The sequence below is a fragment of the Streptomyces sp. HUAS 31 genome (assembly GCF_028198125.1).
Classification (GTDB): domain Bacteria; phylum Actinomycetota; class Actinomycetes; order Streptomycetales; family Streptomycetaceae; genus Streptomyces; species Streptomyces chartreusis.
Map to the genome: position 1 here is coordinate 3688230 of NZ_CP116353.1, position 22903 is coordinate 3711132.

Below are 22903 nucleotides of genomic sequence, written 5' to 3' on the forward strand. Positions count from 1 at the left end.
TGTCACCAGCCCAGTTCGTTCGCGGTCGTCTCGGCTATTGCGGGCGAGCAGGTCATGCCGCGCCCACCGGGCCCGGTGACCAGCCACACACCGTCGCGCACCTGCTGCCGGTGCACCACCCGCCCCGGGTCGGTGCACTGTGCGTACACCCCGGCCCAGCGGCGCCGGACCTTCGGCAGGGGGCGGCCGAGGAGGGACTCGACGACCTCGGTGAGGTGGTCGTAGGGGTCCTCGACGGTGTCGAAGGCGAAGGGGTGCTCGTACTCGTGGGTGTCGCCGATGGTCAGCCCGCCGTCGGCGCGCTGCACCATCAGCAGCTGCATCCGGTGGGCCGCGGCGGTCTGCGCCTGCGCCTGGCCGGCGTTGAGGGCGTCGAGCGCGTCGGAGGCGTAGGCCGGGTAGTAGCGGAAGCTGTCCGCGTCGGCGACCGAGGTGGTCAGCGGTTCGCCGAGCGGGTCGGTCTGCATCATCTGGAGGCGGACGCGGCGCACCGGCAGGTCGGGCCCGGCCAGTGCGCGGACCAGGCCGCCGAGCCAGGCGCCGGTGCACAGGACGACGGCGTCGCCGTGATGCACGTCGCCGTGGTCGTCGCGGACGGCCCCGGCGCCGACGACCTCGCGGACCTCGCGGCCGGGCAGGAACGTGTAGTTCGGGGACTTCAGGAGCTCCTCGCGCAGGGCGAGCTGCGCGGTGCGCGGCTCCACGGCGGCGTCGCGCTCGCAGTACAGGGCGGCGGTGAACTCGCCGCGCAGGGCGGGGTTCAGGGCCCGCGCCTCGCCGGGGGTGAGCAGCTTGTGGCCGCGGGCGGCGGCGTCCTCGCGGGCCACGGCGGCCTCGGCGACGGCGAGCTCCAGGTCTCCGCGGACGGGGGTAAGGGAGCCGTTCGGCCGGAAGCCGAGGCCCGGCACGCGGGCGCCGATCCCCTCCCACAGCTCCCGGGCCCGCAGGGCGGTGGCCAGTTCCTCGCCGCCCGCGCGTCCGCTCACCCAGATCTGCCCGAAGTTGCGCAACGACGCGCCGCGAGCCTCCGCCTCGCGCTCGATCTGTACGACCTCATGGCCGCGTTCCACTGCCTGCCAGGCGTGCATGGTGCCCACCACGCCGGCTCCGACGACTGTCACTCTCACGACGGCAACGCTCCTCGGGATCGGGGAACCGGAAGGGACCGGCTCTCAACGAGAGCGTGAACTGGCTATCACGTTTGGGCTAGACCCGTTACCTGTTCGTGATATTCAGGGGATGATGAAAAGGGATGTTTTCCGGACTTCTCAGCCTCGGAGATGGGTGCTGAACGAGAACCGGTCACCGCGGTACAGCGACCGCACCCGCTCCAGCGGCCGCCCCTCGGTGTCCCGTGAGATCCGGTGGATCAGCAGCATCGGCAGGGCGGGCGGGGTGCCGATGAGCAGCGCCTCGCGCGGGGTGGCCAGGACAGTCTCGATGCGTTCGTCGGCGTCCCCGAATCCGATGCCGTGGCGGTGCAGGAAGGCGTAGAAGGAGGAGTCGGGGTCGAAGTCGACGTCCAGGCGCGGCACCCGGGCGACGGCGACGTACGTGCTCTCCAGGCCGACCCGTTCGTCGTCGGCGAGCAGGACGCGCTCCAGGTGCCAGACGGGTTCGCCGCGTTCGAGGCCGGCCTCCGCGGCGAGGGCGGCGGGACAGGGGAAGCGGTCGAGCGTGACGAGGGTGCGGCCGGGGGTGCGCCCCTGCCGGCGGACGCCTTCTGTGTAGCTGGCGAGGGACAGGGGCTGTTCGAGCTTGGGCCCGGCGACGACCGTGCCCCGGCCCTGCCGCCGCAGCTTCCCCTCCAGCACGAGTTCGCGGATCGCCTGCCGGACGGTCTCGCGGGCGACCTCGTACTCCTCGGAGAGGTCGCGCTCGGTGGGCAGCGGATCGCCTTCGCCGAGCCGGCCGACGAGGTGGTCGAGCCGGGCCTTGACCGCGTAGTACTTCGGGATGCGGCCGTGCTCCGGGATGCCCTGGCGCACGGGGGCGCCGGGGGCCTGGTCGTTCGGGTAGTCCACGCAGGGATCGTCGCAGACGGGACGGGCCGCCGGGTCGGCGCCTCCCGGCGGCCCGGGTCGCGAGGTGTGACTTCAGCGGCGTCTGCGTACGACCAGGAGGCCGGCGCCGGTCAGCAGGAGGGCCAGGGTGGCGGTGAGAGTGACGCCCGGGGTCGAGGTGAGGCCGGTGCGGGCGAGTTCGTCGGCGAGGGTGAGCCGGTTGCGGGCCGGGTCGGTGCCTGGCGGGGCCGAGCTGTCCGGGCCCACGGAGGCGGCCTCGTGGGCCTCGTCGGTGGGACGGCCCTGTTCGGCGGCGTCGAACCGTTCGTCCTCGTCCGGGGCTGCCGTGGTGTCGGCCTCGATCCTGAAGCGGTAGTCGTTGGACTGGCCGACCCAGTCGCCGTCGCCCTCGTGCCGCTGGACGACAGCCGCGTTGGCGGTGACCCGGTTCGGTACGGCGTCCGAGGTGACGGCCAGCCGGATCTTCACGGTGACGGTCTTGCGGGGGCCGACGGTGAAGCCGTCGAAGCCGTCGAAGGCGCCGACGAGTTCGTCCTCGTCGGTGGTCTCGAAGCGCACGGCGTGCGGGCGGGCGCTGTCCGGACCGCCGTAGAACTCCAGCCGGGGCTGGGACGGCTTGAGCGCCCGCTTGCCGTCGACCAGGACGACGACCGGGTGGATGCCGGTGCAGGTCCGGGTGGTGGTGTTGGTGAGGTCCAGGTACCAGGTGCCGAATCCGCCGCCGGCCGCGTAGGAGGCGGGGCCGCCGTGGAGGCGGGTGGTGAGGGGGAAGTCCCCGGCGCCGGAGGCGCAACCGGGGAGCGCGGCGGGCGGTTCCGCGGGCACCGGGGGCGCCGCGGCGAGGAGGGCGGCTGCTGCGAGGCAGAGGGGGACAGATGTGTGCAGTCGCATAAACACATGACCATCCCGGGTGGGGGCGGATACGCGGCGACGCCATTCCGTACGGCGCCACAAGTCCCCTCGATCAGCGCACGCCGCTCGACCCGCATGCCGTAGCCCCGGTCGAGCACCCCGCTCTTCCCTCTCAGCCCTCCGCCCGTCCGAACAGCGGTGCCAGCAGCAGTTGGGCGGCGCCCTCGGCGACCCCGCCGCCCTCGCCGGGGGCGACCCGTACCGGTACCGGGTCCTCGCCCGCGCGCCCGGCGCGTTCGTCGAGGACCGCGGCGACGCCCCGTACGAAGGTCTCCGGCGCGGCGGCGACCGTGCGGCCGCCCAGCAGGACGAGGTCGACGTCCAGGAGGGCGACCAGGTTGCCGGCCGCGGTGCCGAGCACACGTGCCGCCTCCGCCGCGTCGCCCCGCGCGACGGCCGCCAGACACAGCGCCTCCACGCAGCCGCGGTTGCCGCATCCGCAGGGCGGTCCGTCCAGCTGGACGACCTGGTGCCCGAACTCCCCGGCTCCCGTACGGGCGCCCCGGTGCACCGCTCCCCCGATCACGAGCCCGCCGCCCAGACCCGCCCCGAAGTGCAGGTACGCGAAAGAGGCGAGGGCACCGGCCTCACCTCCGACGGCGAGGCCGAGCGCGGCGGCATTGGTGTCCTTGTCGACGACGACCGGCAGCGAGAGGCGCCTCGCGAGCACGTCCCGCAGCGGGAAGCCGTTCCACTCCGGGAACCCGGTGACGCGGTGCAGCACACCCCGCCGATGGTCCAACGGACCGGGCAGCGCCACGCCGACGCCGAGCACTTGAGGCCGACGGTCACTGGAACCCCCTGGGGGCGCGGGGAACTGCGCGACCAGCCCCCCGCCACCCGCGCCCGACCGCCCGCCCTCCCCCACCAGCTCCCCCACGACCCGCACAGCCCGCTCGACGACCGTTTCCGCACCGGCCCCAAGATCCAGCGCGGCACTCCGCCGCGCCACCACCGCACCGGTCAGATCGCAGAGCACGGCCGTCAGCTCGTCCCGGTCCAGATGCACGCCCACCGCGTGCCCGGCCTCCGGCACCAGCCGCAGCACCGTGCGCGGCTTGCCCCCGGTCGAGGCCCGCCGCCCCGCCTCCGCCGCGAGCCCGGCCTCACGCAGCCGGGCGGTGATCTTGCTGACCGCCTGCGGGGTGAGCCCGGTGCGCTCGGCGAGTTCGAGCCGACTGATCCCGTCGGGCCCGGCGGTGCGCAGCAGGTCGAGCACGAGCGCGGCGTTGTGACTGCGCAGGGCACCCAGATTCACGCCACCGACCGAGCCGCCGCCCACGCTCCCGCTTCCCGAGCCGCCGACATCCCCATCCGTCCTGCTCACGCCACCCATCACCCGCCCATTCTCCCCCGCGCTTGCACTTTGGCAACAGCGTTGCCAAAGTAGTCCGCATGACTGGCACTCCCGGCACGACCGCTACTCCCCTGCGCGTGGGCCTGATCGGCTACGGCCTGGCAGGCTCCGTCTTCCACGCCCCGCTGATCGCCACCACCGAGGGCCTCGCCCTGGACACGGTGGTCACCTCGAACCCCGAGCGGCAGAAGCAGGCCCGCACCGAGCACCCGGACGTACGCGTCGCCGCCACACCCGACGAGCTGCTGGCCCGAGCCGGCGATCTCGACCTGCTCGTCATCGCGTCCCCCAACAAGACGCACGTCCCGCTCGCGAAAGCCGCCCTTGAGGCCGGCCTTCCGGTCGTCGTCGACAAGCCGATCGCCGGCACTGCGGCCGAGGCACGCGAGCTGGCGGCGCTGGCCGAGGAGCGCGGTCTGCTGCTCTCCGTGTTCCAGAACCGCCGCTGGGACAACGACTTCCTGACCCTCCGCCACCTCCTGGCCGAGGGCGAGCTGGGCGACGTATGGCGCTTCGAGTCCCGCTTCGAGCGCTGGCGCCCGCAGCCGAAGGGCGGCTGGCGGGAGTCCGGCGACCCGGCAGAGATCGGAGGTCTGCTGTACGACCTCGGCAGCCATGTCGTCGACCAGGCGCTGGTGCTGTTCGGCCCCGTCACGCAGGTGTACGCCGAGGCGGTCGTCCGCCGGGCCGGCGCCGCGGCCGACGACGACACGTTCCTCGCGCTCACGCACGCGAACGGCGTCCGCTCCCACCTGTACGTCTCCGCGACGACCGCTCAACTCGGCCCCCGCTTCCGGGTGCTGGGCTCGAAGGCGGGCTACGTCAAGTACGGCCTCGACCCGCAGGAGGCGGCGCTGCGCGACGGGCTGCGGCCCGGCGCCGGCGCGGACTGGGGCGTGGAGCCCGAGTCGATGTGGGGCCACGTGGGTGCCGGGGAGTCCCCGGTGACGGGCGGCGGCCGCGCGGAGGCGACCCTGCCGGGCGACTACCCCGCCTACTATGCGGCCGTGGCGAAGGCCCTGCTGGACGGCGCCCCGAACCCGGTGACCGCCCTGGAGGCGGCCGCCACCCTCGACGTACTGGAAGCTGCGCGCCGTTCGGCGCTCGACGGAGTGGCGGTGACGCTGTGACACCCGGCAAGACACACGGTTCGGAGATCACCCCAAAGTTCCACCCGGAACTCACCCCGCCGCTGGCGGAGCTGGAGGCGCAGGAACGGCGCCTGGTCTTCCCCCGGTTCACCCACGACGACGCCTGGGCGCTGGGCTGCCTGCTGGTCGAGATGGCCCGCGAGCGCCAGGCCCCGGTCGCGATCGACATCCACCGGTCCGGCCAGCAGCTGTTCCACGCGGCCCTGCCCGGCTCCACCCCGGACAACGACGCCTGGATCGCCCGCAAGCGCCGCGTGGTGGAGCGCTACGGCTCCGCCTCCTACATCGTCGGCGCCCGCTTCCGCGCCAAGGGCACGACCTTCGAGGACTCCTCCCGCCTGGACCCCGACACCTACGCGGCCCACGGCGGCTCGTTCCCCATCAACGTCGAGGGCGCGGGCGTCATCGGCTCGGTGACGGTGAGCGGCCTGCCCCAGCTGGAGGACCACCGGATGGTGACGGAGGCACTGGAGCAGTTCCTGAACAAGCAGTAGGAGCAACGCCCCTGCTCTTTGCTTTTCGCTCTTTGCTTTTCGCTCTTCGCTTTTCAGGGGCGCGGGGAACTGCGCGACAGGCCACGACGGGCCGGCACCCGCCGCACTGTGCGCAGTCCCCACCCCTCAGGCGTCCTTGAACTCCTGCCGCTGACGGCCGAGCCCCTCGATCTCCAGCTCCACCACATCCCCGGCCCGCAGATACGGCTTCGGCTCGGGGTGGCCCATGGCCACGCCCGCCGGGGTGCCCGTGTTGATGACGTCGCCGGGATACAGCGTCATGAACTGGCTGACGTACTGCACGACCTCGGCCACCGGGAAGATCTGCTCGGCCGTCGTGCCGTCCTGCTTGAGCTCGCCGTTGACCCACAGTCGCAGGGCGAGATTCTGCGGGTCCGGCACCTCGTCCGCCGTCACCAGCCAGGGGCCCAGCGGGTTGAACGTCTCGCAGTTCTTGCCCTTGTCCCAGGTCCCGCCGCGCTCGATCTGGAACTCCCGCTCGGACACGTCGTGCGCCACCGCGTACCCGGCGACATGCGCGAGCGCCTCCTCGGCCGACTCCACGTAGCGGGCCGTACGTCCGATGACGACCGCGAGTTCGACCTCCCAGTCGGTCTTCGTGGACCGGCGGGGCACCAGCACGGTGTCGTGCGGGCCCACGACCGTGTCCGCGGCCTTGAAGAAGACGACCGGCTCGGCGGGCGGCTGGGCGCCGGTCTCGCGGGCGTGGTCGTGGTAGTTCAGCCCGATGCACACGACCTTGCCGATGCGGGCGAGCGGCGGCCCGACGCGCAGGCCGGTCGCGTCCAGCGCGGGCAGCTCACCGGCGTCCGCGGCGGCCCGGATCCGGCCGAGCGCGGCGTCGTCGGCGAGCAGGGGCCCGTCGATGTCCGGCACGACGCCCGACAGGTCCCGCAGGGTCCCCTCGGCGTCGAGCAGCGCGGGCCGCTCCGCTCCCGCCGTACCGACTCGCAGCAGCTTCATGATCACAATCTCCCTCGATCGCGGGGCGCCCGCCGATGTGTGCAGCCATCGGAGGACTGGTCGATCCTCCAAGGTCCACGGCCAGTCCGCAATACCCGGTTCACGTACTGGACCGTAGGCCGCCCGGCCATCGGTAGAGCGCGGCCCGCTCGACCGCGCTCCAGGTCGTGCTGGTCACCACGTACAGGGCGGCGGCCAGCGGCACGACCGCCACGGTGACCAGGGTGAAGAAGGACATGAACGGCATGACCTTGGTGACGGCCCCCATCCCGGCGAGCGGCTGGCCGTCGGCGACCGGCACCGCCGGATTGGCGGCCATCATCCGCTTCGTACGGCGAAAGTTGAACGCGGCGACGCAGGCGACGATCACGAACAGCCCGGCGTAGACCAGCCCCGCGCCGCCGAACGCCCCGCCACTGCCGAGCGCGTCGGCCCACCGGTCGCCGAGGGGTGCGGCGAAGAGCTGGTGCGAGAGCAGTTCGTTGGCCCGGCCGCCGATCGTCGTGTTCGAGAACAGGTGGTAGAGGACGAAGAAGGCGGGCAGCTGGAACAGTCCGGGCAGGCATCCCGCCAGCGGCGACACCTTCTCCTCGGCGTGCAGTTCCATCACGGCCTGCTGGAGCTTCTCTGGGCTCTTGGCGTGCTTCTTGCGCAGCTCGGCGATCTTCGGCTGCAACTCGGCCCGCGCCTTCTGCCCGCGCGCGGCGGCCCGGGACAGCGGATGGACGAGCAGTCGTACGAGCGCGGTGAACAGGATGATCGCGGCGGCGGCCGCACCGGCGCCGAACAGCGGGTCGAGCAGATCGGCGAGCCGCTGAACAAGGTCGGCGAAAACAGACATGGATGAGCCCTCCGGGGGTCTCGTCGTGCCGGATGGAGAGATGCCGGGAAACGGCATGGCGGCATGACGACCCGCGCGGGGTCACACGACAGGGGTGTGCGAGCTGAGGTGCGTGCCCTACGCGGCGGTCGCCGGGAGGGCGTGCCCGGGTGCCCTGGGCCGTGGCCGGCCCGAGGCGTCGGGGTCGCGTTGCGGGAGGAAGGCCGTACGGCGGGCCCGGTCGCGGATGGCCGTACGCACCCGCGTGGGCGGCACGGCGGGCGCTGCGCGCGAGGCCAGCAGGGAGCAGACGGCGAACGCGGAACCGGCGGCGGCGGTCGCGGCGAGCGCGACGGTCGCGGAGAGGCTGCCGGTGTCCAGCAGCGCGATCTCCAGGAAGAGCAGCAGGAGTGCGGCGGCGGGACGCAGATTGGCCAGTCGGCGGATCATCGGCGCCACCTCCCCCTCGTGTCCCTGCGCGGCGTGTCCGCGGTGTCGCTCGCCCTGACGTTCGTCTGTTTCGTTATACAGGATCCCTCACGCCGACCCGGCTTCGATGGGCTGCAACAGCCGCCTGGGCTTCAGCAGCGCCCGGCTGACCGGATCCGCCGGGTCCGGATCGAGCGCGGGCCCCGGCGTCATGAGGACGTCCGCGACGGGTACGACGGTTGCGCAGGCCGGGCACTCGCCGTACGGCCCGAGTTCCGTACCGCACTGCGCGTGCAGGAAGTAGCGCAGCCGGGCCTCGTCGAGGTGCTCGCGCCCCCACAGGCCGAGCGAGCGCAGGGTGGGCCACAGGGCGATGCCGCGCTCGGTGATGACGTACTCGTCGCGCGGCGGCGACTGCTGGTACCGGCGCTTCTCGAGGATCCCCTCGGTGGTGAGCGTCTGGAGGCGGGCGGCCAGGACGGCGCGCGGGATGCCGAGATGGACGAGGAAGTCGTTGTAGCGGCGGACGCCGTAGAGGGCGTCCCGGATGACGAGGAGCGTCCAGCGCTCGCCGACGATCTCCAGCGCCCGGGCGATCGAGCACTGCTGTGTCGCGTAGTCCTTGCCCAATGCCATGCCGTCCACTGTAGACCCTTTTCACCTTCTTGGTTCAATGAACGAACCTAAGAGTGCTACGGTGGCCGCATGCCCAGGTTCAATGAACGAACTCTCGCCGAGCCGGTCGCCACGGCTACGGCCGCACCGCAGGACGCCCCCGCGCACGCGCCCGCCGCCGAACCGGCCCCGAACCGGCGCGCCACCCTCGCCCTGACCAGCGCCGCCACCGCCGTCGCCCTGATGACCTACACGGCGCCGATGGTCACGCTCCCCCAGACCGCCGCCGCCCTGCACACCCCGCTCTCCGCCCAGGCCTGGCTCCTCAACGGCACCCCGCTCGGCCTCGCCGCCCTGCTGCTGGTGGCCGGCAGCCTCGCCGACGACTACGGCCGCCGCCGGATCTTCGTCGCAGGCACCTTCGCCCTCGGCATCACCACCGCCCTGGGCGCGCTCACGACGAACACCTGGCTCTTCACGCTGGCCCGCATCGCCCAGGGCGGGGCGAGCGCGGCGCTCCTCGCCAGCAGCCTCGGCCTGATCGTGCACGCCTTCCCCGACCCGCGCGGCCGGCTGCACGCGACCGGCGTCTGGGGCGCCTTCGTCAGCGGCGGCATCGCACTGGGCCCGGTCGTCACCGGCGCGATACCGAACTGGCGCCTGGCCTACGGCGTCCTGGCCACCGCCGCGCTGATCGTGGCGGCCCTGTCCACGCGAGCCCTGTCGGAGTCGCGGGCCCCGCGCGGTGGCCGCCCCGACCTCGCCGGCGCCGTGACCTTCGGACTGGCCCTGGTCTCCCTGGTCGCGGCACTGACCCTGGGCCGCGACGGCTGGCTGCGGGCACCCGTGGGCCTGCTGCTCCTGGCGGCGGTCGCCCTGCTGGGCCTCTTCGTCGTACTGGAGCGCCGCACCGCGACCCCGATGATCGACCTGTCCCTGCTGCGCCGCCCCCGCTTCCTCGCGTCCTCCGCCGGCGGCCTGTTCACCGGACTCGCGGTGATCGGCCTGTTCAGCTTCCTGCCGGCGCTGCTCCAGCAGACGCTCGGCCTGTCCGCGATGGAGACGGCATGGCTGTTCCTGCTGTGGTCCGGCCTGTCCTTCGCGGTGGCCCTCCAGGCCCGACGGCTGGGCGGCCGGGTGTCGCCCCGCATCCAGCTCGCCATCGGTTTCGTCCTGCACGCGGGCGGCACCCTGGCGATGCTCGGCGCGATCGGCGCGGGCTCCTGGCCCCGGCTGCTGCCCGGCCTGCTGATCGCGGGCGTGGGCAGCGGCCTGCTCAACGCCGCGCTGCCGCTGCTCTCGGTGGAGTCGGTGCCGCCCCAGCGCGCCGCGATGGGCTCCGGCGCCCAGCAGACCTTCCGCTACATCGGCTCCTGCGCCGGCGTCGCCCTGACCATCGCCCTCGCCACGTCCTCCGCGGGCGGCCTGGCCCGGGGCGCGGACATCGCGATGCTGGTCTCGGCGGGGCTCGCGCTGCTGGCGGCGGTGGGCGTGGTGGCACTGCGGGAGCGCGCGGCCTGACACGGGCCGCCGGCGCCTCGACGTGGCCGCACGGAAACGACGCCTCAACGGAACGGCTCGGAGACACCGCGCCTCAACGCGGCCGCATCGAGACGAGCTTGCCCCACACCACCAGCCGGTACTTCGACGTGTACTCGGGGGTGCAGGTGGTGAGGGTGAGGTAGTAGCCGGGCTCGTCGTACCCGTGGTCCGGCCGGACCGTGGAGCGCGGGATCGGCCGGATCACGCCGCCGTCGCGGGCGGCCGTCTGCCGCAGGGTCCGGTCGACGGCGTACGTGTACGTCGCACTGCGCGTCTCGACGCGGACCGTGTCCTTCGGCTCCAGCCGGTTGATGTACCGGAAGGGCTCGCCGTGGGTGTTGCGGTGCCCGGCGAGCGCGAAGTTGCCGGCCTGGCCCGGCTGTTGGGTGCCGGGGTAGTGGCCGACGTAGCCCTTGTTCAGGACGCCGCTCCTGCTGATGCCCTCGGCGACGGGGACGCGGAGGTTCAGCCGCGGGACGGTGAGGATGGCGTAGGCCTTGGACCAGTCGGGCGCGGGCGCTGCGGCAGGGCGCCCGGCCCCGCCGGCGGACCGCCCGGACGCCCCGTCGGACGCGGGCGGATCCGATGCCTCCGGGACGGCCGTAAGGGACTCCCCGCCACCCTCGCCACCCTCGCCTCCCCCGCCGTCCCAGGAGCGCTCCAGTGCCCGGACCTCACGCTCGGCGCCGGCTCTGGCCTCCCGGTTGGTCCACCACATCTGGTGGACGACCAGCAGCAGAAGCGCGACCCCCACGGTGACGAGCACCTCCCCGCCGGCCCACAGCACCCGCCGCCGCGCGGCACGCCGCCGCAGCCCGCTGTGCCGCACGACGCGAACCCGCCCCATCTCAAGCCTCCTTCACCGGAGCCGCCCGCACGATAGGTGCCGCGGGGCGAGGTCTCCAGACCCATGCGCGCCCTGCCCTGAACACTCCACGCGTCCGACCCCCCGAACACTTCCTCCACAGGTTTGAGAAAGGGCTGTCGGAACTCTCGACAACCCCACGCGCCACACCCGATGCTTCGTGTCGGCATGAACGGGACAAGCCATGGAGCCGGTTCGACGGCGGCACCGCCGACACCGGCCGTTGAGCGAAGCGGAGAAGTCATGATCCGACGCAGAACTCTGCTGGCGGCGACAGGCGGCGCGTTCCTCGGCGGCGCCCTGGCCACGGGCACCGCACACGCGGACGCGACCGTCGCCGTCAACCCCGGTACTTCGTACGGCACTTGGGAAGGCTGGGGCACCTCGCTGGCCTGGTGGGCGAACGCCTTCGGCGCCCGGGACGACTTCGCCGACCTCTTCTTCACCACCAAGTCGGTGACCTACGACGGCACGGCACTGCCCGGCCTCGGCCTCAACATCGCCCGCTACAACCTCGGCGCGTGCAGCTGGAACAGCGTGGGCGGCGAGTCGATGGCCGAGTCGGCGAACATCCCCGGCTTCAAGCAGATCGAGGGCTTCTGGCAGGACTGGAACAACGAGGACCCCACCTCCTCCGCCTGGAAGTGGACGGCGGACGCCAACCAGCGCGCGATGCTGGTGAAGGCGACGCAGCGAGGCGCGACGACGGAGCTGTTCGCCAACTCCCCCATGTGGTGGATGTGTTCCAACCACAACCCGTCGGGCGCGGCGGGCGGCGGCAACAACCTCCAGACCTGGAACTACCGCCAGCACGCCTCACACCTGGCGGCGACGGCGTTGTACGCGAAGTCGAACTGGGGCGTGAACTTCGCGACGGTCGACCCCTTCAACGAGCCGGCCTCCAACTGGTGGACCGCCACCGGCACCCAGGAGGGCTGCCACATGGACCCGGCCGTCCAGGCGGCCGTACTCCCGTACATGCGAAGCGAGTTGGACAAGCGTGGCCTGTCGGGCATCCGTATCTCGGCCTCGGACGAGACGAACTACGACACCGCCCGCTCGACGTGGTCGTCCTACAACTCCGCCACCAAGGCGCTGGTCAGCCAGGTCAATGTGCACGGCTACCAGGGCTCGGGCGGCCGCCGCGACCTCCTCTACACGGACGTGGTCACCACATCCGGCAAGAAGCTGTGGAACTCGGAGACGGGCGACGGCGACGGCACCGGCCTCACCCTGGCCTCCAACCTCTGCTACGACTTCCGCTGGCTGCACCCGGCGGCCTGGTGCTACTGGCAGGTCATGGACCCGACGACGGGCTGGGCACTGATCGCCTACGACGCGAACACGCTCCAGCCCACCACAATCCAGACCAAGTACTACGTACTGGCACAGTTCAGCCGCCATATCCGCCCCGGCATGCGGATCCTGGACACGGGCGTGAGCTACGCGGCGGCGGCCTACGACGCCTCGGCCCGCCGCCTGGTGATAGTCGCGGTGAACACCTCCACCTCGGCCCAGACCCTCACCTTCGACCTCTCCCGCTTCACCACGGTCTCCGGCGGCACGGGCGGCCTGGTCCCGCGCTGGAACACGGTGACGACGGGCGGCGACCAATACCGGTCGTACTCGAACACGTACCTGAGCGGGAAGTCGGTGGCGGTGCCGTTCGCGGCACAGTCGGTGCAGACGTTGCAGATCGACGGCGTGGTGATCTGAGACGCCGGCGTGACGCGACCCCGGGCACGGGCCCTGGCACGACCGAGCCCTACCGCACCGGCCGCGGCTCGGCCGAGCCCGCAGCGCCGTCGGCTCGGCCGAGCTCTCCCCGCGCCCGCGCCCGCGATCGCGATCGCGATCGCGATCGCGATCGCGATCGCGTCACGCTCCCTCGGACCGCGCCGCCTCGACCAGGCAATATCTGCACCCTCTTCCCCCCTCTGTTCTCTCCTCCGTCAGCCATGGGCAGTACGGTGTCCCCCATGCGCCCCGACACGCCTGCCGAAAACGTCGACCACACCGCCGAAGCGGCACGCCTGGAGCGAACCGCCGGCCTCTACCCGGAGGACGCCGAGGCCCTGCTGCTGCGGGCCGCGGCCCACCTGGAACTGTCCGGCGACCGCCCCGCCGCGACCGCGCTCTACGACAACCTGCTGTCGTCGTCGACGCCCCTGGAGCACCCCCACCTGGTACGCGCCCTGAAGGCCTCGAACCTGTGGGAGTACGGCCACGAGGCAGAGGCCCGCGCGATCATCGACGGCGTCCGGGCAGCCGCCCCGCGCGAGCCGGCCCCCTGGGTGATCGTGGCGGAGGCGCTGGAGAATCACGACGAGCTGGAGCAGGCGCAGGAGACGTTCACGGAGGGCGTGCAGCTCCTCCTGACGGACGTGGCGGAGCCCCCGTACGCCACCCACACCCTCCTCTTCGGCCGCCATCGGGTCCGCCGGATGCTGGGCGCCCCGCACGACGAGTGGGACACGTTCGCGGACACCCTGCACTCGATGCCGGTCTCCCTGGACGAGCTCCACGACCCCAAGCGCGTGTGGTCCCTGGGCTCGGAGAACCCGGCGGAACTGGAGGCGGAGATCTCCCGCCTCCGAGCGGAACTGGGCGCCTACCGCGAGGCCCTGTCACGCCCCTTCCCCGTGGCGGTCCTGCACTGGACGACAGCCGAACTGACGGAACTCCTGACCGCGTACCCGTCCCTCACCGCGGAGTACCCCTCCCACGAGGACCACCTGACGACGATAGAGAGCTCCCTCCGAGAACTCTCGACCTCCGGCACCCCGAACCTGGGCATCGTCACAGGCACGGTCCCGTCCTACGAGGCCTTCGCCGCCTCGGAACTCTCCTCCCCGGAGGACGCGACCCTGCTCCCGCAGTACGCAACAACACTCGCCGCGCGAGGCCGAGCGGTGGCTTGGCCGCCACAGCGCGGATCGGCTTGCTGGTGCGGCTCGGGCCAGTCATACGGAGAGTGCCACGGAGCCCAGGCCCCGGCCTGATACCGACGGCACCCATCCCACCGGCACCCGCCCGCGCCGTTGCCCCCCGCGGCGCCCAACCCTCTGACCTGACACCCTCGGCGCCCGCCCACCGGCCTGACACTCGCGGCACCCACCACCCACCGGAGGTCAGCCGCTGAGCCGACCCGGCGTGCCCTGACCTGCCGGCGCGCCCCCAACCCCGCCAACCACCCGGCCGACCTCTCCCCACCCCACCTGGGCCACCCATCCCTCCGGGCCGCCCGCTCGCTTCTCCCCCGTGCTGGAGCGGGCCGGGTCAAGGGTGGCCCGCAGGGCCATCGGCGCAGCCGACGCGGAACGCAGCGCAGCGGAGTGAAGCGCCCTTGACGCGGCTCGCGGAAGCACGACACTGCCCAAAGAAGCGGGCGGCTCAACGGCGCCTGCGAAGAGACGCACATCGTCCGTGGGGCTGTCGGTGTCGCCTGCTACAACAGAGTCATTGCTGTGTGGGGATTGGGGAAATCAGCGTGGCTCAGCCGAGGGATCTGTCGCAGCCTGTCGCGGGTGTTTACGAGGAACTCGTCACCGAGCGCATGCAAGCGCAGATGGATCAGTTGAGCGGGGCGGGGTGGAAAGCCATCGATGACGAGGTAAGCGAAGAATCGTCACCCCATATACTTGCCCGACACATCAGCCAGGCCGTAGGCCGACGGCTTAGTCAGCTGCCGCATGACAAACGCGTCGCTGTGGCGAATCAGATCATTCAGGCACTCGCATCTGACCCAGCCGACCCGGGCAACAGCGACGCCGTCGAGGTCATTGCTGATGGCCCCCGCCAGCTCCTAGCCCTGGCGGAGAAAGAAGCCCCTGGCGTCTACGCGGTACGCCCCCTCACGCCGCTCTCAGAGACTGCCCTCATCACCAACTCCCCCGAGGATCCGAGCCTCGGGAGCGAGTTGCGCGCCGAGCTTGCCACAGCTGACCGCATTGATCTCCTCTGCGCTTTCGTGAAGTGGTATGGCCTGCGCGTACTCGAAGACTCCCTGCGTGCCGCCGCAGAACGAGGCATCCCCATCCGCGTCATCACCACGACCTACATCGGCGCCACAGACCGCCATGCTCTCGACCGACTCGTCCGCGACTTCGGCGCTGAGGTGAGGGTCAACTACGAGATCCGCTCCACGCGCCTGCACGCAAAAGCCTGGCTGTTTCGCCGCCAGAGCGGCTTCGATACGGCGTACGTCGGTAGCTCCAACCTCTCGAAAGCCGCGCTACTCGATGGCCTGGAATGGAACGTGCGCCTCTCGTCGGTGGCCACTCCGGCCGTACTGAACAAGTTCGAGGCCACCTTCGATGCGTACTGGAACGACATCGCTTTCGAGCCGTACGACCCGGATCGCGACGCCCACAAGCTGGACGACGCCCTGCGCGCCGCGGGCGGATCGACGTCGAGCCAGGATGCCAAGATCAGCCTCTCTGGCCTTGAAGTGCGGCCCTACCCCCATCAGGCCGACATGCTGGAGCGGCTACGTGTCGCGCGTGAGGTTCATGGCCACCAACACAACCTGCTGGTTGCAGCGACTGGTACAGGCAAGACGGTTATGGCCGCACTTGACTACCGCGATCTACACAAGGAGTCGGGCGGCAAGCAGTACCCACGGCTTCTCTTCGTGGCACACCGCAAAGAGATCCTCAGGCAGTCGCTGCGCAAGTACCGCGAAGTACTCGATGATGCTTCGTTCGGCGAAGTGCTCTTCTCCGGCGAGCTGCCGCGCGACTGGAAGCACGTCTTCGCGAGTGTCCAGTCGCTCACCGACCAGCGTCTCGACCAGTTCGCCCCGGAACACTTCGACATCATCGTCATCGACGAGTTCCATCACGCGACGGCTGCGACGTATCGCCGCGTGCTCAACCACTTCAAGCCGAAGCAACTGCTGGGCCTGACTGCCACCCCCGAGCGAGCTGATGGCCTCAACGTGCAAGACACCTTCTTCGAGGGGCGGATCGCAGCCGAAATGCGGCTATGGGAGGCCCTCGACAACGACCTCCTCTGCCCATTCCACTACTTCGGTGTGCCCGACGGCACCGACCTCTCTCGGCTCAACTGGCGTTCAGGGACCTACGACCAGGGTCAGCTCGGTGACCTGTTCTCCGCTGACCACGCCCGAGCCCGCATCGTCATCAAGCAGGTGCGGGACAAGGTGTCCGACCCCATGAGCATGCGGGCGCTCGGCTTCTGCGTCAGCAGGAAACACGCTCACTTCATGGCGAAGTGTTTCCAAGAGGCAGGCTTCAAAGCGGAGGCCCTGGACAGCGCGTCTCGGCCCGAAGTCCGTGACCAAGTTCTGTCCCAGCTCAAGACCGGCGAGATCCAAGTCATCTTCTCCGTGGACCTCTTCAACGAAGGCTTGGACATCCCGGACGTCGACACACTGCTACTTCTGCGCCCAACCAGCAGCGCCACCGTCTTCCTACAGCAGCTTGGTCGAGGCCTGCGCCGCACGCCCGACAAGCCTGTGCTCACTGTGCTCGACTTCATCGGCCAGCACCGCGCCGAGTTCCGCTTCGAAGAGCAGTTCCGGGCGATGACCAACCTGTCTCGTAACCGACTCCTTGAGCACGTTGAGCATGACTTCCCCATGCTGCCGTCCGGCTGCCAGATCATTCTTGAGGGCAAGTCCAAGGATCTGGTCCTGGACAACATCCGCACCCAGATCAAGGCGACTGTGCAGACCCTCGCTAAGGAAGTGAGAGTCTTCGGTACGCCGCTCCTCGCGGACTATCTCAAGGAGAGCCGCCGCGAGATCCGGGAGCTGTACAAGTCGAGCAACTCATGGACGTCAGTCCTGCGCCGGGCCGGCCTAGCCAAACTGCCGGAGCAGCCGGGCGAGGAAGACCTGCTGAAGCGCGTACATGCGTTCTTGCACGTCGATGACCGCGAACGTGCTGACGCATACGCCCGCCTGTTGAGCGATGACGCCCCGCGGTACGAGTCACTGAGTCCAACGGACCAAACCTACGCACGCATGCTCTTCTTCAACCTTTGGGACAAGGCTGGCGGGTTCAGCTCCTACGCAGAGGGGCTGCAATCGCTCCGTGGGCAGCGAGCTCTCCGGAGCGAAGTGCAGCAGGTACTCGACCATGTAATGGGGCAAGCGGACCACTTCCCCATTCCTTTGGAGGGCCCGCACGCACATATCCCCTTGAAGATCCACAGTGCGTACAACCGCTCGGAAATCTTGGCCGCGCTCGGCGTCGCTCGCCTCGGCGGCCAGATGCCCGGATCGTTCGCACAGGGTGTCCTGTGGGACGAGTCGAACCAGACGGACGCCCTGCTGATCACCCTGGAAAAGAACGAGAAGGACTTCTCCCCCACCGTCCGCTACAAGGACTACGCGCTGGCCCCCTCCCTGTTCCACTGGGAGTCACAGAGCACAACGGCAGAGACCTCACCCACTGGCCAGCGGTACCAGCAGCACACTCAACGCGGAAGCCACGTACTGCTGTTCATGCGGCGCTACAAGGACACCGACATCGGCAAGGCGCAGCCTTGGATGCTGCTCGGCCCGGCAACCTATGTCAGCCACGAGGGCAGCAAGCCGATGGCCATCACCTGGCGGCTGCATTACGAGCTACCTGCGGACGTCTGGTCGTACTCGGGCATCACTGCTGGCTAGCTGATCACAGTCAATGTCAGAGCGATCAGCTAACGTCACCGCATGGACTTAGCTTCGATCAGGCCCGGTCTGTTGACCACGCGCGAAGAGATGAAGGCAGTCTTCGGCGGCGGGACCCAAGGCGGGATCATCCCATCTGACTCCACCCGAAACATCCTGATCTACGTAGATCACGAAAGCGGGAAGAAGTACGGCTACGAGGATGGCTGGCTAGAGGAAGAGGACGAGCTAGGGCCCGTGTTTGAGTACACGGGCCAAGGCATTCGTGGAGACCAAACGTTTCTCGGCCGGAACGGCTCACGCAACGCGGCAGTCCTCTACCACGGAGAAGTTGGAAAGTCTCTGCGCGTATTCATGGCCATGGGGAAAGTCCCCGGCTCCAAGTCTGCCGCCAAACAGCAGCGATATATAGGCGAGTTCACGTTGGACCCGGAACAGCCTTATACCGTACGTGAAGCGGGCGACGAGGAAAACCGGCGGCGTAGCATCATCGTCTTCCGCATGCGGCCGATCGGTGACTACGAGCGCCTCGCGAAGGACGTCATCACACCTGCGAACCAAACCGATGCTCATCGGGTTTCGGCGAATGTGGTCACAGGCAGGATGATCGAGCCCAAGATGGTAAAGCCGAAGAAGCGGCGAGCCTCGGAGAGCAGGCGTGCCGCCCAGCCGAGCTCCATAGCCGACCTTCGCCAATCAGACCTGCGGGATCAGTATCTAGGCGAGCTGAAAAAGCAGCAGCATGAGATCTTTGCTTACCAGATAAAGATCGCGGGCACGACGATCATCTTGAAAACCGACCTCTACGACGCCACCGAACACGAACTCTACTCGGTGCGCGGCGAGAGCAGCCGCGAGGAAGTGCGCACGGCTGTAGGTCAACTGAAGGACTACGTACGGCATATCAGGCCGCGCAATCCCAAGCTCTCAGTACTGCTACCCGAGAAGCCCCAAGAAGACCTGTTGAACTTTCTGCACACTGAGGGAATAGACCTCATATATCAAGACGCCACAGGATACACACGACGCGCAGCCAAATAGCACTACTCACCCCTCTCTTGGAGTCGCCATGGCGTCATCACCGGAACATGACTTCCTTTCAGCCACTGCCCTGAGCATCATGGAGGACGCCTCAAAATCCAGGCTGTTCGGCTACGCAGAAGGTCAGCGCAAGCTTTTTGACTTCTCATGCGACCTCAAGAGGGACTGGTCGAAGGTAGTTGCCGGGCAAACCTTGTGGCAGCATGGCGGAGATGGCATAGACAAGGACGTCAGGACGTTCGTCAACGAAGATGACATCCATGCCGCTATATACATCGCGCGCCATGAAAGCCGACATCGCGCACGCTTCACCGAAGTAACTCAGTCCTACCTAAGGGGCCCTTACCGGGATCGACTATCACGCCTGCGCGTCTTCTGGGTTCCACCAGATTTCGACGCAGGGAACGAAAGGGCTCGGCAGGCCATATATCGCACCTTGAAGGAGGAGATAACGAGAGATCTCCTCCTTCATGTCACACTTGGAGGGCTCACTCCCCAGGACGTGATGCGCTTCGCTTCTTCAAAACGCCCCGGCCTCCCCATAGCTATCCTCTCGCATGTCAAGAGGAGCGGGTATCGAAGCCACAGAAACATGGCAAAGGCGCTGAATGTAAGCCTGGAACCGCTGAAGTACGAGACCGAACGTCTCTTCATCATCGGATTCCTTGCCAGCGAGAGCCTTCAAGGCGGCATCTACCACCTCACCGACAGCGGAAATGCCATGCTCGACATTTGCTCGCGCCTGCGAGACTACCTCCATGGCAAGCTCGGCACTCGAAACGAAAACATAGAGTTCGAGCACATTGCGAGGTTGCTGGGTGTCGACTACCCCTCGATCCCCATCACAACACGCCTTCTAGGCAAGGATGCTGAGGTGGACATCCAGAATGGCACGGCTCTTCTATTGCAGCACGTAGCCCAGGCCAACGCTGACGGCGCCGTTGACTGGACCGAACCCTACTTCGCGCTACCCTCGGCTTCCGAGATCTCCGCTTCGAAGTGAGTCTGTGCGCGGTCAAGCGCCGTGTCAGGGTCGCATCCGTGCGCTCTGAGCCAGTGAAGCAAGTCGGCAATCATGTCGATCGCCGTTACCTCTGCCGCCGCCATAGTCAGCACGCTGGATCCTGTCGGGCAGGGCCGGTGAGTTCGATCACCCTCGTAAGCACTCACCAGAGCCTCAACTCGGCTCACCCGCCCACCCCCAGAGTGGCCATCGCTTGTGGCCAACTCCGTCACCATCTCGCACCAGGTGACCTTCCTATCTCCCTGAAGCTGAACTCCCCAGCGATCAGCCAGGGCATCGATAAGGACCATGCCCCGCCCGGCTTCGGAATCGGCCTCTGCACGGATGAGGGCTGGGAAAGCCTGCGTGTCAGGGTCGTGCACTTCGATACGCAGGCAAGTGCCCCGCATGGAGACCGCCAGGGTTGCTGGCGTGCCCACTCCTACGTGGTCGATGACATTCGACACGAGTTCATCGACACAGAGCTGAGCATCGGAAACCACACTGTGTAAGCCCCACAGTTCCAAGCGCAGCCGGATGATGCGGCGGAGGCTTGCCACCTCCGCCGGCTCTGCAGCGAATGGAAGGGTCCACGGCGCCCGCGTCAGTCCCACGGTGCAGTACATCGGTCAACTCCTGTCATCACGGGTCGAGTTGCATTGCATGGTCGCCCCGCAACCAGAGTTGCATTGGAACTCTCAAAATGGAACTCTCATCAGCACCTTGTAGGAGTGCGCCCAAGTCCTGCACGCCCCCAGCGCACACCGCCTTGCAGCTGCGCGCACCCAAGCCGCAGGATCTGACGGATCGACATGAAGGGCCTAGGACATGGCAGTCGGACCCACCACTCGCAGGCGCCAGTTGGGCGCTGACCTACGCCGCCTCAGGGAACGCAAGGGCATGACTCTTGAGGAGGCAGGCGCGCGAGTCGGCATCTCAAAGGCGACACTGAGCCGCTACGAGACGAAGGAGGGCTCGGTCAAGTGGCCGGCTGTTGATGCCCTTTGCCGGGAGTACGGAGCCTCTGACGCGGAGCGTCTCGCACTGGTCGACCTCGCAAAGGGCGCCAGAATCCAAGGTTGGTGGCGATCGCTCGCTGGCCCCATCCCCGAGTCCATGAACCTCATGCTCACCCTTGAGGACGAGGTTGTACGCGAAGATCACTACGCCTGCATGTACGTGCCGGGGCTGCTTCAGACTCGCCCATACGCAGAGGCTGTTCACCGAGCCTCAGAAGTGCAGTGCCCAGAACGAGAAGTCCAGCACATGGTGGACATCCGCATGAAACGGCAAGAGCTCCTCGATCGCGATGAACCACCGCACATCTGGTGCGTGATCGATGAAGCAGCACTGCGACGCCGAGTAGGCGGCCGCGACGTCATGCAGGGTCAACTGCGCCACCTGCTCACCATGTCTCAGCTACCGCACATCACCGTGCAGGTGCTGCCCTTCTCGGCCGGAGCGCACGCAGCTGCTGTCGGCAGCTTTGTTGTCCTTCGCGGTCCCGCTTCGGAGCTGGACGTGGTGTACGTCGACTTGCTCGGGGGTGGCCTCTTCATGGAGAAGCAAGGAGAACTGGAGCGTTATAGATTGGCGTTCGAGTACCTCAGCGCACAAGCACTCGACCTTGTGTCCTCGGCAGAGATCATCCACCGTATAAGCAAGGAGCTGTGATGACGGCGCCCTCGCACTACCAATGGTTCAAGTCCTCATACAGCGGTGGCAGCGGGACGGAATGTGTGGAGTGCGCCCACGTCAACGATGACATTCGCGTGCGCGACTCCAAGCAGCACGGCTGCGGGCCCGTCCTGTCGGTCCAAGGACGGGCGTGGCAGACGTTCATAGAGGCGTTGGGTCAGCACTAAGTTTCCCGGGCCCAGTTGAGCACCGGCCAGTCAGTCGTCAGAACTCGAACCCGAGCCCGACCGCGACTTCCCCGAGCTGCGGGCCAGCGTCCCCACCACCTCGGCCACCCCCAGGGTCACGCTGGACACCACGCGCACCCAGCGCGGGCCGCCCCGCGACGCCCACACGACACAGACGCATCCCCCGACGACGAGCAGCAGGACGCCGACCAAGACGAGCACGGTCACGCTCATCCCCCTTCTTCCAGTACGGTCGCCGCCATCCTGTCAGCCTTCTCGGCCGATACGACTGCCGTACTCGAACGCGAGGACGAACCTCGGGGCCCGGAGACCGGAGATTCCCCGATCCCCGATCCCTGAGCCCTTAGGAAGACCGACCAGGGATCCGCCAGTACGGCCGCCCCTTCTCATCCCGCACGACGACGCCGAGCCTCAACAACTCCCCGCGCAACTCCCGGGCGTCGTCGGCGCCCGCGTCCTTCTCCCGGGCCGCCGCACGAGCCCGCAGCAACGCATCAGCCCCGTCCGGCAGCCCGGTCATCCCGGGCACCCAGCGCCGGAACTCCTCGCGGTGCGGATCCTCGTCCGCCCACCGGTATCCGTGCGCGGCGAAGGCCTCGGCCAGCCGGGCCCAGGGCAGACCGCACTCCTCCCGGGCGATCTCCATACCGTCCGGCCCGAGCAGCACGAGCTGCTTGCCGTCGCGCACCACCAGGCCGATCCGGTCCCGCCCGAAGTCCTGCGACGAGTCCCTCACGCCGAGCACCACACGGTCGGCGGACACCCGTACCGACAGAGACTCGTGCACCGCGATGACCCCGACCACCAGCCCGAGCGCCGCCCCCACCCCGACGGACCCGACGCTCTGCCAGGGCTCCGGCACGGACGTCAGCAGCCTGGCCGGCCCCTGCAAGGGACCCCACGACAACCTCACGACCCACTCGGCAAGAAGAGTGACCACCCCACCGACGACGGCCCCGCACGCCAGGCAAAAGAGCGTCAGAACCCAGGCCGACTCCTTGAGAACGGCGACGCCATCGCTACCCCTTTCCCCCTTCACCAGGTCCCCCGCTCGGCCCTGCCCACTTCCGATTCGCCCCGTGTCCGCCATGTCCCCCGTCCTCATGCCGCGTCAGTTCCGTTGCACTCGTCGCCGATCGA

Annotated in this window: 22 protein-coding genes; 10 read left to right on the forward strand and 12 right to left on the reverse strand. The window is 68.9% G+C overall.

What is annotated here, in order from left to right; genetic code table 11:
• Positions 1 to 2: 2 nt before the first annotated feature.
• The 4 genes from PGH47_RS16260 to PGH47_RS16275 form a co-directional block, all read right to left on the reverse strand.
• Entirely contained in the window at positions 3 to 1127 is a 1125-nt protein-coding gene (locus PGH47_RS16260) for a TIGR03364 family FAD-dependent oxidoreductase (RefSeq protein ID WP_271664041.1), read from the reverse strand.
• Positions 1128 to 1268: 141 nt separating this feature from the next.
• Complete coding sequence (locus tag PGH47_RS16265) at positions 1269 to 2024, reverse strand: GntR family transcriptional regulator (protein ID WP_269644629.1); 756 nt, start codon at positions 2022 to 2024, stop codon at positions 1269 to 1271.
• Between the two features lie 72 nt (positions 2025 to 2096).
• A complete protein-coding gene (locus PGH47_RS16270; protein WP_435887791.1) occupies positions 2097 to 2915 on the reverse strand; it encodes a hypothetical protein in 819 nt (272 codons plus the stop codon).
• A gap of 133 nt (positions 2916 to 3048) precedes the next feature.
• Complete coding sequence (locus PGH47_RS16275; protein WP_271664043.1) at positions 3049 to 4272, reverse strand: ROK family transcriptional regulator; 1224 nt, start codon at positions 4270 to 4272, stop codon at positions 3049 to 3051.
• A 59-nt stretch (positions 4273 to 4331) separates the two neighbouring features.
• Here PGH47_RS16275 and PGH47_RS16280 point away from each other — a divergent pair, with 59 nt between their 5' ends.
• On the forward strand, positions 4332 to 5423 hold the full coding sequence (locus PGH47_RS16280; RefSeq protein WP_107905615.1) for a Gfo/Idh/MocA family protein: 1092 nt from the start codon (positions 4332 to 4334) through the stop codon (positions 5421 to 5423).
• The gene (locus PGH47_RS16285; protein ID WP_271664044.1) at positions 5420 to 5938 is read left to right on the forward strand and encodes a heme-degrading domain-containing protein; all 519 of its coding nucleotides are present in this window, start codon (positions 5420 to 5422) and stop codon (positions 5936 to 5938) included. Before PGH47_RS16280 ends, PGH47_RS16285 begins: the two co-directional genes overlap by 4 nt.
• 126 nt (positions 5939 to 6064) lie before the next feature.
• On the opposite strand, the gene PGH47_RS16290 is transcribed toward PGH47_RS16285, so the two are convergent.
• From PGH47_RS16290 to PGH47_RS16305, 4 genes are all read right to left on the reverse strand, one after another.
• Positions 6065 to 6922, reverse strand: a complete 858-nt coding sequence (locus PGH47_RS16290; protein ID WP_271664045.1) for a fumarylacetoacetate hydrolase family protein — start codon at positions 6920 to 6922, stop codon at positions 6065 to 6067.
• A 100-nt stretch (positions 6923 to 7022) separates the two neighbouring features.
• On the reverse strand, positions 7023 to 7763 hold the full coding sequence (locus tag PGH47_RS16295) for a YidC/Oxa1 family membrane protein insertase (protein WP_271664046.1): 741 nt from the start codon (positions 7761 to 7763) through the stop codon (positions 7023 to 7025).
• Positions 7764 to 7880: 117 nt separating this feature from the next.
• A complete protein-coding gene (locus tag PGH47_RS16300) occupies positions 7881 to 8192 on the reverse strand; it encodes a DUF6412 domain-containing protein (protein WP_271664047.1) in 312 nt (103 codons plus the stop codon).
• A gap of 87 nt (positions 8193 to 8279) precedes the next feature.
• On the reverse strand, positions 8280 to 8807 hold the full coding sequence (locus PGH47_RS16305) for a winged helix-turn-helix transcriptional regulator (RefSeq protein WP_271664048.1): 528 nt from the start codon (positions 8805 to 8807) through the stop codon (positions 8280 to 8282).
• Positions 8808 to 8876: 69 nt separating this feature from the next.
• Between PGH47_RS16305 and PGH47_RS16310 the strand changes: the two genes are divergently transcribed.
• Positions 8877 to 10307, forward strand: coding sequence for an MFS transporter (locus PGH47_RS16310; protein ID WP_271664049.1), 1431 nt, complete (start codon positions 8877 to 8879; stop codon positions 10305 to 10307).
• 73 nt (positions 10308 to 10380) lie between these two features.
• On the opposite strand, the gene PGH47_RS16315 is transcribed toward PGH47_RS16310, so the two are convergent.
• The gene (locus PGH47_RS16315) at positions 10381 to 11175 is read right to left on the reverse strand and encodes a class E sortase (protein WP_271664050.1); all 795 of its coding nucleotides are present in this window, start codon (positions 11173 to 11175) and stop codon (positions 10381 to 10383) included.
• A gap of 261 nt (positions 11176 to 11436) precedes the next feature.
• Here PGH47_RS16315 and PGH47_RS16320 point away from each other — a divergent pair, with 261 nt between their 5' ends.
• The 5 genes from PGH47_RS16320 (at position 11437) to PGH47_RS16340 (ending at position 19877) form a co-directional block, all read left to right on the forward strand.
• Complete coding sequence (locus tag PGH47_RS16320; RefSeq protein WP_271664051.1) at positions 11437 to 12909, forward strand: beta-1,6-galactanase; 1473 nt, start codon at positions 11437 to 11439, stop codon at positions 12907 to 12909.
• A 263-nt stretch (positions 12910 to 13172) separates the two neighbouring features.
• On the forward strand, positions 13173 to 14195 hold the full coding sequence (locus tag PGH47_RS16325) for an SEC-C metal-binding domain-containing protein (protein WP_271664052.1): 1023 nt from the start codon (positions 13173 to 13175) through the stop codon (positions 14193 to 14195).
• A gap of 554 nt (positions 14196 to 14749) precedes the next feature.
• Positions 14750 to 17833 carry a DUF3427 domain-containing protein gene (locus PGH47_RS16330; RefSeq protein WP_271668074.1) on the forward strand — a complete coding sequence of 1028 codons (3084 nt, stop codon included), beginning with the start codon at positions 14750 to 14752 and terminating at the stop codon, positions 17831 to 17833.
• A gap of 42 nt (positions 17834 to 17875) precedes the next feature.
• On the forward strand, positions 17876 to 18874 hold the full coding sequence (locus PGH47_RS16335; protein WP_271664053.1) for a hypothetical protein: 999 nt from the start codon (positions 17876 to 17878) through the stop codon (positions 18872 to 18874).
• Positions 18875 to 18902: 28 nt separating this feature from the next.
• Positions 18903 to 19877, forward strand: coding sequence for a hypothetical protein (locus PGH47_RS16340; RefSeq protein WP_271664054.1), 975 nt, complete (start codon positions 18903 to 18905; stop codon positions 19875 to 19877).
• Here the strand turns inward: PGH47_RS16340 and PGH47_RS16345 are convergent.
• A complete protein-coding gene (locus PGH47_RS16345) occupies positions 19832 to 20503 on the reverse strand; it encodes an ATP-binding protein (protein WP_271664055.1) in 672 nt (223 codons plus the stop codon). The genes PGH47_RS16340 and PGH47_RS16345 overlap by 46 nt on opposite strands.
• 202 nt (positions 20504 to 20705) lie before the next feature.
• Between PGH47_RS16345 and PGH47_RS16350 the strand changes: the two genes are divergently transcribed.
• Both PGH47_RS16350 and PGH47_RS16355 read left to right on the forward strand, forming a co-directional pair.
• Positions 20706 to 21551, forward strand: coding sequence for a helix-turn-helix domain-containing protein (locus PGH47_RS16350; protein WP_271664056.1), 846 nt, complete (start codon positions 20706 to 20708; stop codon positions 21549 to 21551).
• The gene (locus tag PGH47_RS16355) at positions 21551 to 21742 is read left to right on the forward strand and encodes a DUF397 domain-containing protein (RefSeq protein ID WP_271664057.1); all 192 of its coding nucleotides are present in this window, start codon (positions 21551 to 21553) and stop codon (positions 21740 to 21742) included. Before PGH47_RS16350 ends, PGH47_RS16355 begins: the two co-directional genes overlap by 1 nt.
• Before the next feature lie 30 nt (positions 21743 to 21772).
• Here PGH47_RS16355 and PGH47_RS16360 read toward each other — a convergent pair whose 3' ends face one another.
• Both PGH47_RS16360 and PGH47_RS16365 read right to left on the reverse strand, forming a co-directional pair.
• Positions 21773 to 21976, reverse strand: a complete 204-nt coding sequence (locus tag PGH47_RS16360) for a hypothetical protein (protein ID WP_269641684.1) — start codon at positions 21974 to 21976, stop codon at positions 21773 to 21775.
• A gap of 130 nt (positions 21977 to 22106) precedes the next feature.
• Positions 22107 to 22868 (reverse strand): YqeB family protein, encoded by a 762-nt coding sequence (locus PGH47_RS16365; RefSeq protein ID WP_443048499.1) that lies wholly within the window; start codon positions 22866 to 22868, stop codon positions 22107 to 22109.
• Positions 22869 to 22903: the final 35 nt, after the last annotated feature.

Bases quoted from the DNA above. Each gene is read 5' to 3' on its own strand.
- PGH47_RS16270 (WP_435887791.1), bottom strand. From the start codon at position 2,915: ATGCGACTGCACACATCTGTCCCCCTCTGCCTCGCAGCAGCCGCCCTC.
- PGH47_RS16275 (WP_271664043.1), bottom strand. From the start codon at position 4,272: ATGGGTGGCGTGAGCAGGACGGATGGGGATGTCGGCGGCTCGGGAAGC.
- PGH47_RS16280 (WP_107905615.1), top strand. From the start codon at position 4,332: ATGACTGGCACTCCCGGCACGACCGCTACTCCCCTGCGCGTGGGCCTG.
- PGH47_RS16290 (WP_271664045.1), bottom strand. From the start codon at position 6,922: ATGAAGCTGCTGCGAGTCGGTACGGCGGGAGCGGAGCGGCCCGCGCTG.
- PGH47_RS16295 (WP_271664046.1), bottom strand. From the start codon at position 7,763: ATGTCTGTTTTCGCCGACCTTGTTCAGCGGCTCGCCGATCTGCTCGAC.
- PGH47_RS16300 (WP_271664047.1), bottom strand. From the start codon at position 8,192: ATGATCCGCCGACTGGCCAATCTGCGTCCCGCCGCCGCACTCCTGCTG.
- PGH47_RS16305 (WP_271664048.1), bottom strand. From the start codon at position 8,807: ATGGCATTGGGCAAGGACTACGCGACACAGCAGTGCTCGATCGCCCGG.
- PGH47_RS16310 (WP_271664049.1), top strand. From the start codon at position 8,877: ATGCCCAGGTTCAATGAACGAACTCTCGCCGAGCCGGTCGCCACGGCT.
- PGH47_RS16315 (WP_271664050.1), bottom strand. From the start codon at position 11,175: ATGGGGCGGGTTCGCGTCGTGCGGCACAGCGGGCTGCGGCGGCGTGCC.
- PGH47_RS16320 (WP_271664051.1), top strand. From the start codon at position 11,437: ATGATCCGACGCAGAACTCTGCTGGCGGCGACAGGCGGCGCGTTCCTC.
- PGH47_RS16325 (WP_271664052.1), top strand. From the start codon at position 13,173: ATGCGCCCCGACACGCCTGCCGAAAACGTCGACCACACCGCCGAAGCG.
- PGH47_RS16330 (WP_271668074.1), top strand. From the start codon at position 14,750: ATGCAAGCGCAGATGGATCAGTTGAGCGGGGCGGGGTGGAAAGCCATC.
- PGH47_RS16335 (WP_271664053.1), top strand. From the start codon at position 17,876: ATGGACTTAGCTTCGATCAGGCCCGGTCTGTTGACCACGCGCGAAGAG.
- PGH47_RS16340 (WP_271664054.1), top strand. From the start codon at position 18,903: ATGGCGTCATCACCGGAACATGACTTCCTTTCAGCCACTGCCCTGAGC.
- PGH47_RS16345 (WP_271664055.1), bottom strand. From the start codon at position 20,503: ATGTACTGCACCGTGGGACTGACGCGGGCGCCGTGGACCCTTCCATTC.
- PGH47_RS16350 (WP_271664056.1), top strand. From the start codon at position 20,706: ATGGCAGTCGGACCCACCACTCGCAGGCGCCAGTTGGGCGCTGACCTA.
- PGH47_RS16355 (WP_271664057.1), top strand. From the start codon at position 21,551: ATGACGGCGCCCTCGCACTACCAATGGTTCAAGTCCTCATACAGCGGT.
- PGH47_RS16360 (WP_269641684.1), bottom strand. From the start codon at position 21,976: ATGAGCGTGACCGTGCTCGTCTTGGTCGGCGTCCTGCTGCTCGTCGTC.
- PGH47_RS16365 (WP_443048499.1), bottom strand. From the start codon at position 22,868: ATGAGGACGGGGGACATGGCGGACACGGGGCGAATCGGAAGTGGGCAG.